10 protein-coding genes and 1 pseudogene are annotated in these 10,875 nt (G+C 60.2%); 6 read left to right on the top strand and 5 right to left on the bottom strand.

Features of this window, described 5'->3' with window-relative positions:
• The first annotated feature begins 497 nt into the window (after window positions 1–497).
• Complete coding sequence (locus WFM45_RS23145) at window positions 498–1,349, top strand: helix-turn-helix domain-containing protein (RefSeq protein ID WP_015379379.1); 852 nt, start codon at window positions 498–500, stop codon at window positions 1,347–1,349.
• On the opposite strand, the pseudogene WFM45_RS23140 reads toward WFM45_RS23145, so the two are convergent.
• From WFM45_RS23140 to WFM45_RS23130, 3 genes and pseudogenes are all read right to left on the bottom strand, one after another.
• Window positions 1,339–3,123 (bottom strand): annotated as a pseudogene (locus WFM45_RS23140) (ATP-binding response regulator). The gene WFM45_RS23145 and the pseudogene WFM45_RS23140 sit on opposite strands and share 11 nt — an antisense overlap.
• Window positions 3,120–3,614: a molybdopterin-dependent oxidoreductase gene (locus WFM45_RS23135; protein ID WP_004931017.1), complete on the bottom strand. Its 495-nt coding sequence runs from the start codon at window positions 3,612–3,614 to the stop codon at window positions 3,120–3,122. The pseudogene WFM45_RS23140 and the gene WFM45_RS23135 overlap by 4 nt, the downstream one beginning before the upstream one ends.
• Before the next feature lie 162 nt (window positions 3,615–3,776).
• Complete coding sequence (locus WFM45_RS23130) at window positions 3,777–5,126, bottom strand: aminotransferase-like domain-containing protein (protein ID WP_075685883.1); 1,350 nt, start codon at window positions 5,124–5,126, stop codon at window positions 3,777–3,779.
• Window positions 5,127–5,265: 139 nt separating this feature from the next.
• On the opposite strand from WFM45_RS23130, the gene WFM45_RS23125 reads away from it, so the two are divergent.
• The 3 genes from WFM45_RS23125 (at window position 5,266) to WFM45_RS23115 (ending at window position 7,369) form a co-directional block, all read left to right on the top strand.
• Window positions 5,266–5,895: a LysE family translocator gene (locus tag WFM45_RS23125; protein WP_044030069.1), complete on the top strand. Its 630-nt coding sequence runs from the start codon at window positions 5,266–5,268 to the stop codon at window positions 5,893–5,895.
• 36 nt (window positions 5,896–5,931) lie between these two features.
• On the top strand, window positions 5,932–6,783 hold the full coding sequence (locus WFM45_RS23120) for a PhzF family phenazine biosynthesis protein (RefSeq protein WP_021505215.1): 852 nt from the start codon (window positions 5,932–5,934) through the stop codon (window positions 6,781–6,783).
• A gap of 67 nt (window positions 6,784–6,850) precedes the next feature.
• Window positions 6,851–7,369 (top strand): DinB family protein, encoded by a 519-nt coding sequence (locus WFM45_RS23115; RefSeq protein WP_021505214.1) that lies wholly within the window; start codon window positions 6,851–6,853, stop codon window positions 7,367–7,369.
• Between the two features lie 77 nt (window positions 7,370–7,446).
• Here the strand turns inward: WFM45_RS23115 and gorA are convergent, their stop codons facing one another.
• Both gorA and WFM45_RS23105 read right to left on the bottom strand, forming a co-directional pair.
• Window positions 7,447–8,799 carry a glutathione-disulfide reductase gene (gorA, locus tag WFM45_RS23110; RefSeq protein WP_004931014.1) on the bottom strand — a complete coding sequence of 451 codons (1,353 nt, stop codon included), beginning with the start codon at window positions 8,797–8,799 and terminating at the stop codon, window positions 7,447–7,449.
• A gap of 130 nt (window positions 8,800–8,929) precedes the next feature.
• Entirely contained in the window at window positions 8,930–9,772 is an 843-nt protein-coding gene (locus WFM45_RS23105) for a 23S rRNA (adenine(2030)-N(6))-methyltransferase RlmJ (protein WP_004931012.1), read from the bottom strand.
• A 135-nt stretch (window positions 9,773–9,907) separates the two neighbouring features.
• Between WFM45_RS23105 and WFM45_RS23100 the strand changes: the two genes are divergently transcribed.
• Window positions 9,908–10,312, top strand: a complete 405-nt coding sequence (locus tag WFM45_RS23100) for an ASCH domain-containing protein (RefSeq protein ID WP_118892643.1) — start codon at window positions 9,908–9,910, stop codon at window positions 10,310–10,312.
• A gap of 16 nt (window positions 10,313–10,328) precedes the next feature.
• Window positions 10,329–10,790, top strand: coding sequence for an HIT family protein (locus tag WFM45_RS23095; protein WP_015379372.1), 462 nt, complete (start codon window positions 10,329–10,331; stop codon window positions 10,788–10,790).
• Window positions 10,791–10,875: the final 85 nt, after the last annotated feature.

The following is a 10,875-nucleotide window of genomic DNA, read 5'->3' as shown; positions in this document are numbered from 1 at the left end:
TCAGGACAACAGCGTCAACGCCGGTTTCACCTGGCGCTTCTAAGCCAAGCGGTCATTACAGGGTCAACGGAGCCGGCATGCCGGCTCCGTTTTTATTTGCGGCTGCGGGGTGAGTCCGTATGATGGCGCGGCGCCAGGGCAATAAAAAACCGGGACCCTGACGGATCCCGGCTTAAAAGTGGGTAAAACAGATTAGCGCTAAAGGCTCAAGCCCCGTTTTGCTTATGCAGTCCAAGCGATGTGAGCATCGTCTCAGTAGCGGCAACGGAACAAATTTTCCCTGGTGTTACTATGGTTATTATTAAAAATCGTGCTGGTGTTATTTTTTATAGTGTATTGCTGTATGTCTCTTTTGATACCATGTTTGACGATACAACATGGTATGTCAAGCAACGTTTTTAACGCATAATTGCATGGGATGCTAGTTTTAGGTGTGGCTTTTTCAGCAGAAATAATCAAAACGACTGATAAATCAGTAAAAAAAATCGAAGGAACAAATGGATAACAATCATCAAAAATTCGATTCACAGTCGATTGCCAATCGGGTCAGGGAGCTGTTTTTACATTACGGGATTGGAAAACGTCAGCATGCCCGCGAACTCAGCCGCATCTTGGATCTGAGTTTTTCACATGCGCACCGCAAATTGAAAGGGCAAAGCCCCTGGACGCTGGAACAGATCAACAGCGTCGCGGCCGCGTTGGGAGAAACGCCGGCGGCGATCGCCGATTTGAGCGCCGAACACGAGACGACCGAGCCAAACATGGCGCGTGATGCCATCTTTTTCGTGGCGGGGGTGGCGATCCCTTGCGTCGGGCACATTGGCGACGAACTTTCTGCCGGGCGGCCGGCGGAGTTTGTGGCGCTGCGTGTGGAGGGGCAATGGCATATCTATCGCGCCGAAGAGGCGCCGGCAGGTCTGCGTTACGGCGTCGAACTGATAGAAATCCGGCCCGGCTACGGCGATGACGAGCGGTTGAGCATCGCGGTATTGGACGATTCGCATCAGGCGGCCGATGAGCTGGCCAAGTACCTCGGCGGCTGCGGTTTCAACGCAGTGGCGTTTTACGATGTCGACAGCTTCTGCCAGGCGTTGCAGCAAAGCCTGTTCGACGGTTACGTGGTGGACTGGCTGATCGGTGAGGAAACGGCGGATCGCTGTATCGCCACCATCCGCGCCTCCGACAACCCGGACGCGCCGGTACTGGTGCTGACCGGCGAACTGGGCACCGACCGACGCGAGTCGGAGATCGCTCAGGCGATGCGCGAGTACGATGTGCTCGGTCCTTATGAAAAACCGGTGCGGCTCCATGTGATCGAAGCCGCACTGCAACGCTGTTTTAATCTTTAGCGGGGAACACCTCGGCCAGTGCGCTCGACAGCGCATCCAGCCGAACCGGTTTCATCAGGTAGTTATCGAACAGGGCGCGCTGATCCGCCGTCAGCTGCTCCGGCGTATAGGCGCTGATGCCGATGATTGGCACATGGCGGTTGGGGCCGCGACGATTGCGCAGCTGCCTGGCCAGGGCGGCGCCGTCGATGCCCGGCATCTGCAGATCCAGCAACAGCGCGTCGTAAGGGCGTCTGAGCAGCTTCTGCAACGCGCGCTCCGGCGAGTCGCACAGTTCGTGCTGGTAACCCAGCTTATCCAGCAACGCCGCAAAGGCGTCACCCACCTACTTGTTGTCATCCACCACCAGCACCTGCTGCGGTTTCTGCTGCAGAGAGGTATTGGCGGTGGCGGGCTCGTCGGCGCGTTCTTCTTCACTGATCTGCACCGGAATGCTGACGATAAAGGTGCTGCCCTTCTTGATTTCGCTGTACACCGTGATGGTACCGTCGAGCAGCGTCACCAGGCCGTGTACGATCGCCAACCCCATCCCCACGCCGGCATATTGCTTGGTATGCGACTGATCCAACTGGGTAAAGGGTTTGAAGATCTGATCGAGCTGGTCTTTTTCGATACCGATGCCGGTGTCGGTCACTTCGATAATCAGCGAACTGCCGCCGGGTTGACGGCGCAGGCAGCTGTGCAGCGTAATGCTGCCGCTTTCGGTGTATTTGTAGGCGTTGGTCAGCAGGTTAACGATAATCTGCCGGATGCGCAGCGGATCGGAGTGCACCAACAGGTGGCTGCACTCCACTTCGCAGCTCAGTTTGACCTGCTCTTTGCGGGTCAGGGTGGCGATTTCATTAGCGGTTTCCGCGATCAGCTTCTGCGCGTCGAACGGCACGATGCGCAATTCCATCATGCCGCTGTCGAGGTGCGCGTAGTCGGTCAGATCCTTCATCTGGCTTTCGATTTGCTGCGCGGCGGTCTCCAGCCGCTGGAAAGTGTCCGCATGCTCCGCCGACACCCGGGTGTTCACCAGCACGTCGATGGCCGACATCACGCTCTGCAATGAGGTGCGCAGCTCGTGGCCGATGGCGCCGAGGAAGGCGTTTTTGGTGCGTGTCGCTTTCTCCGCCTCAATGGCCTTGGCCTGCTGGCGAATGGTCAGCCGCTGCTGGCGGAACACGATCAGGGTGATGGCGATCAGCGCGATCACCGAGAACATGACGATCACCAGCCCATAGAAAATGATGTGCCGTTTCTCGATGTAGTCCTCATAGGCGGCGGTGCGCTGCTTCACCTCGGCGTGGTCGGTCAGGTTGGCCATTTCGATGGCGTAAGGCTTGATGGCCTTCATGGCCGCGAAAACCTGGCTGAAGTCGATTTTCGGGTTATCCAGTAGTTTATCGATGCGATCCATCTGCAGGCGCATCTGCTTGACCACTTCCGGGTAGCCCGGCTCGGCGTACAGCGGTTGCGTGGATTCGGAGACGGTTTCCAGCACGTAAAAGCGCGAATAGAGGATTTCGAACCGCAGCCGCAGGTTGTCGCTGTCCACCTGCGCGGCATGGCTTTGCTGCTCGACGAACGTGTCGAATTCCGCCAGCTTGATGGAGAACTTGGCGATCGACCAGGAGTAGTTCTCCTGCGTGCCGGCGATGGCATACAGCCCTTTCTTCGACAGGGTGGCGCTGTAGTAATAGAGCGTGACGGTCGAAGCCACTAAAAACAGCGCGGCAAAGATGGCCGGGATCGCCAGCCTGCTGCCGTTCTTAAAGGTCGTCAGCTTCATTTGATCACGATCCTGTCGACTTGCCAGATAAAGCGTGAATTGTACAACGGCGAGTTCAGTTCAGGCCCGGCGGCGTCGCGCGGGTAAACCAGGAACAGCGGGCCGAAGTTTCTGAGCTTCAGCATTTCCCCGTCCATCCTGTAGGCCAGGATCATGTTGTACTTCTTGACGTCGGACAGCGGCACGTCGATGTAATAATCGTTCAGCGCGTAGAAAGTCAGCGTCTCGCCCTTGGCGCCGACGCGCTCCAGGATATCGGCCACCGAAATCCCTTCAAATTTTCTCTGCGGCGTCCAGGAGGTGGAGGTGGTGATGCTGCGCACCGGCATCGCCAACAGCTGCTTATCGGTGAACAGATAGCTTTTTTTGACCGGGTCGGTCACGTTGTCGATCTTGCCCGCCACTTCCAGGGTAAAGCTGAGCGCGCTGCTCTGGGCGATAATCAGGGCCACGCAGGCCATCGCAAGGGTTTTGCATAGTTTGAACAGCATCGGCGTTCTCCAGAGGCGCGGGGAGGTTTGTATCAGTCCCGCTAATTTATCAGGCAGAATAATGGCAGAAAAAGCAGGCGGGTGCGAAGGGAATAGTAAACCGCACAAAAAGAACAGTCCTGGGCCGGTCGGCCTGTACACGTAACCTTTCTCTTCCGTTTGTCAGCCGTTTCGATGCGCTTTCAACAGCTGCGCCAGCTGCGTCAGGCCTGCCGTTAGCTCGTCCGGCGAGGGGGAACCCAGGCACAGGCGAATGCCCGTCGCACGTTCGTCGCGGTCTACCATCACGGTGTCCGGCGGCGTCACCTTTACGTTGGCCAATGCGGCGGCGGCGGCCACAGACTCGGCGGTTTCGCGCGGCATCGGCAGCCAGACATGATAAGCGTCGGGATGCGATACGCATTCGTCGGCATCGAATATCGAGGTGGCCAGATGTACTCTTCGCTGAGCCTCATGGCGCAACGCTTGCGGTATCGTCTCGATCGCGCTGCTGGCCAGCCACTCCTCCACCACAGCGCAAGACAGTGGCGAAGGCGCGAAAGGAAGATCTTGCAAGGCTTCTTCCGCCGTAGTTTGCATGCCGGGCGGCAGAGTCAGCATGCCGATCCGCAATCCCGGGCCGAGCGTTTTCGACAGGCCATTGACATGGAACACCCGCTCGGGTGCCAGAGCCGCGAGCGCAGGCGCCGCTGAATGCCCCAGCGCATACACGCCATCCTCGATGATCCAGACATTCGCCCGCCGGCATATCTCGACGATAGCCTGCCTGCGCTCGGCGCTCATGGTGGCGGTTGTCGGATTATGCAGCGTCGGCGTCAGATAGACCGCGGTATGGCCGGAGGAGACTCGCTCGAGCGCGCTCGCCAGCGCCTGCGGCACTATGCCTTGCGCATCGATCTCCACGCCGATCAGGCGATGGCCTTTACGTCGGGCCAGCGCGATCGCGCCGGGGTAGGTGAGTCTCTCGGTCAGTATCGTGCCGCGTGGCCCGCAGGCCAGGTCAAACGCCAGCGAAATCGCCTGACGGGCATTGCTGGTCAGCGCCAGGTGCGACGGATCGATCGTGACGCCGGCGTTTTCCAGCCAGCGGGCCAACAAACGCCGGTGCTCCAGATGCCCGGTCGGAGGGGAATAGAAGTTCAGATGGTCCACATCCATTTTCCGCGCAATGCCGGCCAGCGTGCGCGCCAGCAAACGATCGGTAAGCATCGCCGGCGGCGCATTGGATGAAAGATCGATTTCGCGTTTTTCACGGGCGCGGCGGATCGCCACGAACATCCCGCGGCCTTTCACGCTGCGCACCAACCCACGCCGCTCCAGGATGGCATAGGCTTTGGTCACCGTGCCCAGACCGATCGCCAATTGCCAGGCGAGCGTACGGTGGGCCGGCAAACGATCGCCCCCTTGCAGCTTGCCCTCGATAATGTCGTCAGCCAACGCCAACACCAGCCGTTCGACGGTAGTGGCTTCCACATTGGCCAGGCGGGGCTGCCAGGGGGATTGAAGCCGCATATTCGCTCTCCGGAGAAAGAATATAGTGTCACGTGACACTATTTAAATAGGCGAAAAGTGTAACACATACTATGTTGGTGAGGAGTCCCGGCGTTTTCAACTACGGCTCGGCCGTAAGGCGGGTCAGCGGAGTTTTTCCATGATGGTCAGTCAGCTTGCGTTGGTTTACGGCGCCTATCTCCTCGCAACTGCCAGCCCCGGCCCCAGCAACATGGCGATCATGGGCGTGGCGATGCGTGACGGTCGCAGGCCCGCGTTGGTGCTGGCCGCTGGGGTGGTGACCGGATCGCTGTGCTGGGCGATGTTGGCCGCGACCGGCCTTTCCGCCGTGTTGGCCACGTATGCGCAGGCGCTGTGGACCATCAAGATCGTTGGCGGCGTGTATATGCTGTATCTGGCGCTGCGCGCCGGCCGATCCGCATTACGGGCGTCTCCCGTTACGACAGGCATAGCGGCAGGGGATAGCGCGCGATCTTATCAGAGGTTGTATCGGCAGGGCGTGCTGATGCATCTCGGCAATCCCAAGGCCATCATGTCCTGGATGGCGATCATGTCGCTGGGATTGCGGCAAGGCGCGCCTGAGCAGGTTTTACCGGCAATTATTGGCGGTTGCGCGCTGCTCGGCGTGACGATTTTCGGGGGGTATGCCCTGCTGTTCTCAACGTCGCCGATGATCGCGTTTTACACCCGGGTGAGGCGCTGGATTGAAGGAACGCTTGCGCTGCTGTTCGCTTTGGCGGGCCTGGAGCTGTTGATATCGCGGGGGTAATCATGCACGCCCGGCGTTAACCTGAGGAGAGAAGCGATGGTTTTTGGCATGCAGATGGTGGATGTCTTTGGCACCGGGCCACTCGCCGGCAATCCGTTGGCGGTGATTACGGGTGCCGGAGCGTTGTCTACGGAGGACATGCAGCGCTTGACGCGTTGGTTCAACCTGTCGGAAACGGCCTTTTTACTGCCGCCTATGCACTCACAGGCGGATTACCGGGTGCGAATATTCACGCTGGATCGTGAAATGCCGTTTGCCGGGCACCCGACGCTCGGCAGTTGTCATGCCTGGCTCACTGCGGGCGGTACGCCGCGTAATGACGCGGAGATCATCCAGGAGTGCGGGGCGGGCTTGGTGAGCATTCGCCGCGAGGGCGGACGGCTGTGTTTTGCCGCGCCGCCGTTGATTCGCTCCGGGGCGCCGTCAGAAGCGGCGTTGGCCGACGCGCTGCGGTTTTTGGGGATCGCGCCTGAGGAGGCGCTCGATGCCGCCTGGATCGATAACGGTCCGGGGTGGCTGGGGATCCGGCTGGCCAGCGCCGAGCGGGTGCTTTCCCTGACGCCGGCGAGAAGCTGGCCGCGCAGAGTGGACATTGGCGTCGTCGGCCCACATGCCGATGGTGACGCAGCCTTCGAGGTGCGCGCTTTTTTGAGCGATCACCTTGGCGCTATCGTCGAAGATCCGGTCACCGGCAGCCTCAATGCCTCGCTGGCTCAGTGGCTGTTTGCAAGCGGCGTGGTCAGCGGCGGCTATATCGCCGCTCAGGGCCGCTGCCGTGGGCGCAACGGGCGCGTGCATGTCACCCGCGACGAGAGCGGCCGGATTTGGGTGGGTGGCAATACGCGCACTCAGGTCGAAGGTCGGCTGCATGGGATTGGCACGGCGTAGAACGCGCCGCCGCACCCGCGTGCGGCTGAACGGAATATCGATTTTCATCCGATAAGGAGTGAACAGTATGTCTGCAACGGCCATCGATACCTTGAAAATGCTGGTGCGTTACAAAGCGTGGGCGAACGCCTTGACCTTTGACTGCGTGGCGGCCTTGCCGGAGGGCGAAGCGCTGCGGCCGCGCCCGACCCGTTTCGGCAATATGGTGCATACCTTGAATCACGTGTACGTGGTGGACGATATCTTCAGGCACCATCTGCAAGGCCGCAAGCATGGCTACCTCGCGCGCAACACCGAGCAAACGCCTGCGCTTGGCTCTCTGCGGTGTGCGGTGGAGGAAATGGACCGCTGGTATATCGAACAGGTGGACAACTGGTCGCCCGAGGCGCTGGCGCAGGTGGTGCATTTCGAGTTCGTCGGCGGGGGGGAAGGCCGCATGACGCGCCAGGAAATCGTGCTGCATGTCGTCAACCACGCGACCTATCATCGCGGTTTTGTCGGCGATATGCTCTATCAGGTGCCCTTTGCTGCACCGGCGAACGATTTGCCGGTGTTTCTTCGCGATCATTACCGCCGGGCGCCGTGAGGCGAGCGGGATAAATAAAAAAGCCAGACGCTTTCGCGCCTGGCCTGTTACGCGCCGGAACCCGGCGAAGTTGCGCCTCAGCGCATGGTGACGAACTCTTCCGCCGCAGTCGGGTGGATAGCCACGGTGTTGTCGAAGTCCTTCTTGGTGGCGCCCATCTTCACCGCCACCGCGAAGCCCTGCAGGATCTCGTCCATGCCGAAGCCGATGCCGTGCAGGCCGACGATTTTCTCTTCTTTACCCGCGCACACCAGCTTCATGCGGCACGGCTGGCGGTGCTGCGTCACGGCGCTGTACATGGCGGTGAAGGAGGACTTGTACACCTTCACGTTGTCCGCGCCGAACTTCTCGATGGCTTCCGGCTCGGTCAGGCCGACGGTGCCGATCGGCGGGTGGCTGAACACCACGGTGGCGATGTTGCTGTAGTCCAGATGCTCGTCCGGCTTGTTGTTGAACAGGCGCTCGGACAGGCGACGGCCGGCGGCGACGGCGACCGGGGTCAATTCTACCGCGCCGGTGTTGTCGCCCACCGCGTAGATGCCTTTGACGTTGGTGTTCTGGAACTTATCGACGTCGATGTAGCCTTTCTCATTGGTTTTCACCCCGGTCACGCCGAGGTTCAGGTTGTCGGTCGCCGGTTCGCGGCCGATGGCCCAAATCAGGCAGTCGACGGTGAATGCTTTGCCGTTTTCCAGCTGCAGCGTCAGGCTGCCGTCGGCGTTCTTGACGATCGCTTTCGGCACCGATTCGGTGTGCAGGCTCGGCCCTTCGGTGTTCATCACTTCCACCAGGGTTTCGACGATCATCGGATCGAAGGTGCGCAGCGGCGCGTGCTTGCGCACGAACAGGTGCGTTTCCGCGCCCAGCGCGTTCAGCACGCCGGCGATCTCCACGGCGATATAGCCGGCGCCCACCACGGCGACGCGTTTCGGCATGGCGTCCAGCTCAAAGAAGCCGTCGGAGTCGATACCGTATTCCGCGCCCGGAATAGCCGGATGGCTCGGGCGGCCGCCGGTGGCGATCAGGATGTGATCGGCGGTGATGGTCTCGCCGTTCACTTCCACGGTGTGCGCATCCACGAAGCGCGCGAAGCCTTTGATCACGTCGACCTTGTTCTTGCCCAGCACGTTATCGTAGGAGTTGTGGATGCGATCGATATAGGCGGTGCGGTTGGCGACCAGCTTTTTCCAGTCGAAGGCGTTGACGGTGGTGTCGAAGCCGTAGTCCGGGCCGTACTGATGGATGGCCTCGGCGATCTGCGCCGCGTGCCACATGACTTTTTTCGGTACACAACCCACGTTTACACAGGTGCCGCCCAGCTCTTTGGCTTCAATCAGCGCACACTTTTGGCCGTACATGGCTGCCCGGTTGATCGATGCGATACCGCCGCTGCCGCCGCCAATTGCTAGATAATCGTAATGTTTCGTCATCTGGGATTTCCATGAGTTGTGAATTTGAAGAGGGTAAGAGTTTAACGCCTGACCGGGGTTTGTCGCAAAGATTGCGTCGATGGCTGCGATAGGTGGACGCAGGGCGCGGCAAACCGCGCCCTGATGGGGTTTATTCCGGTACCACCCAGTTCACCAGATGGTGACCGATGCCCGACGGCACCAGCACCTTGTGCAGCCACGGCAGCACGTTCTTCATCTGCTGTTCCAGCTTCCACGGCGGGTTGATGACGATCATGCCGGAGGCGGTCATGCCGCGCTGATCGCTGTCGGGTTTCACCGCCAGCTCGATCTGCAGGATGCGGCGAATGCCGGTGGCTTCCAGATCGCGCAGCATGCGTTTGATCTGCTGGCGCATGACCACCGGGTACCACAGCGCGTAGGTGCCGGTGGCGAAACGCTTGTAGCCTTCCTGAATGCCTTTGACCACGTCCTGGTAATCGGTCTTCATTTCATACGGCGGATCCATCAGGATCAGGCCGCGGCGCGACAGGGGCGGCAGCTGGGATTTCAGCTGCTGATAGCCGTCGGCGCGCTGCACTTTGGCGCGCTCGTCTTTCTGGAATTCGCTGCGCAGCAGCGGGTAGTCGCTCGGGTGCAGCTCGGTCAGGTGGATTTTGTCCTGCGGGCGCAGCAGCTGGCGGGCGATCAGCGGCGAGCCGGGATAATAGCGCAGCGTGCCGGAACGGTTGAAGTTGTGCACCACGCTCATGTAGGCCGCCAGCTCTTCCGGCAGATCGTCGCGTTGCCACAGCAAACCGATGCCTTCCAGGTATTCGCCGGTGCGCTCGGCGTGTTCGCCGCTGAGCTGATAACGGCCCGCGCCCGAGTGGGTATCCAGATACAGGAACGGCTTCTCTTTTTCCTTCAGCGACTCGATGATCAGGCTCTGAACGGTGTGCTTGAGCACGTCGGCGTGGTTGCCGGCGTGGAAACTGTGGCGATAACTTAACATGACGGGTGGCGGTTCCTTGTGCTCCGCAGGCGGAGCATTCAATGCAATAAGGCTTATAATCTGCACAGTATAAACTGTCTGGCCGGGAAAAACCGGACTCCGTTGCCGCAGACGTTAACAGAAAGGGACAGGACGATGAGCAAACAGGCGATTTTGGCGAATTACCCCGACGCGGCGCGCTGGGCATTCGGCGACGGCCCCGCGTTAGCCGAAGAACTGCTGGGATTGGTGCTGAGCGGGGATAAAACCGCCACCTGCAGTTCCTATGCGAGCTATCGTCGGGAACAAACCCCGCGGATCGGCGATTACAGCATCGTTCTCGATGGCCGCGGCGAACCGGCCTGCGTGATCAGAACCCTGGCGCTGCGCCTGGTGCGCTACGATCGGGTGACCGCCGAGATGGCGGCCAAAGAGGGTGAAGGCGACAAAAGCCTGGCGTTTTGGCGCCAGGGGCATCAAGAGTTCTTTACCCGCGAGGGCACTTTTGCGCCGGACATGTGGCTGGTGTTCGAAGAGTTCGAATGGGTTGAAACGCTGTGAATCACAAGGAGAAAGGATGAGCTGCATTTTTTGCGACATCGTGGCGGGCAAGGCGCCGTGCCATAAAATCTGGGAAGACGACGACCATCTGGCGTTCCTGTCCATCTTTCCCAATACCGACGGTTTCAGCGTGGTGATCCCCAAGGCGCACCACCCGAGCTACGCGTTTGATCTGCCGGACGAGGTGCTGAGCGCGTTGATGCTGGCGACCAAGCGGGTGGCGAAGCAGCTGGATCGCGCGTTCGACGACGTCGGCCGCTGCGGCATGGTGTTCGAGGGCTACGGCGTCGACCACGTGCACGCCAAACTGATCCCGCTGCACGGCACCGCATCGCTGGAACAGTGGCGGCCGATCGAATCGACCTCGCCGAAGTTTTTCGAACGTTATGAGGGCTATATCTCCTCCCACGACGCCGCGCGCGCCGACGACGAACAGCTGGCGGCGCTGGCCGCCCGCATCCGCCAAAGCGCCGTTTAAGGCACGAACGATCAACGCCGGGCATTGATTTTCCTGTTGTCTGGCTCCATGTTAGAGATTCATACGCATTTTAAGGCTCGCCCGT

Source organism: Serratia sp. KG1D (assembly GCF_037150675.1).
GTDB classification, from domain to species: Bacteria; Pseudomonadota; Gammaproteobacteria; order Enterobacterales; family Enterobacteriaceae; genus Serratia; species Serratia nematodiphila.
Note: the sequence above shows the minus strand (reverse complement) of the source record. Positions and strands in the feature narration are given on the sequence as shown.

Excerpts from the sequence above, each read along its gene's own strand:
- WFM45_RS23130 (WP_075685883.1), bottom strand. The coding sequence starts at position 5,126 with ATGCGGCTTCAATCCCCCTGGCAGCCCCGCCTGGCCAATGTGGAAGCC.
- WFM45_RS23120 (WP_021505215.1), top strand. The coding sequence starts at position 5,932 with ATGGTTTTTGGCATGCAGATGGTGGATGTCTTTGGCACCGGGCCACTC.
- gorA (WP_004931014.1), bottom strand. The coding sequence starts at position 8,799 with ATGACGAAACATTACGATTATCTAGCAATTGGCGGCGGCAGCGGCGGT.
- WFM45_RS23115 (WP_021505214.1), top strand. The coding sequence starts at position 6,851 with ATGTCTGCAACGGCCATCGATACCTTGAAAATGCTGGTGCGTTACAAA.
- WFM45_RS23105 (WP_004931012.1), bottom strand. The coding sequence starts at position 9,772 with ATGTTAAGTTATCGCCACAGTTTCCACGCCGGCAACCACGCCGACGTG.
- WFM45_RS23095 (WP_015379372.1), top strand. The coding sequence starts at position 10,329 with ATGAGCTGCATTTTTTGCGACATCGTGGCGGGCAAGGCGCCGTGCCAT.
- WFM45_RS23100 (WP_118892643.1), top strand. The coding sequence starts at position 9,908 with ATGAGCAAACAGGCGATTTTGGCGAATTACCCCGACGCGGCGCGCTGG.
- WFM45_RS23135 (WP_004931017.1), bottom strand. The coding sequence starts at position 3,614 with ATGCTGTTCAAACTATGCAAAACCCTTGCGATGGCCTGCGTGGCCCTG.
- WFM45_RS23145 (WP_015379379.1), top strand. The coding sequence starts at position 498 with ATGGATAACAATCATCAAAAATTCGATTCACAGTCGATTGCCAATCGG.
- WFM45_RS23125 (WP_044030069.1), top strand. The coding sequence starts at position 5,266 with ATGATGGTCAGTCAGCTTGCGTTGGTTTACGGCGCCTATCTCCTCGCA.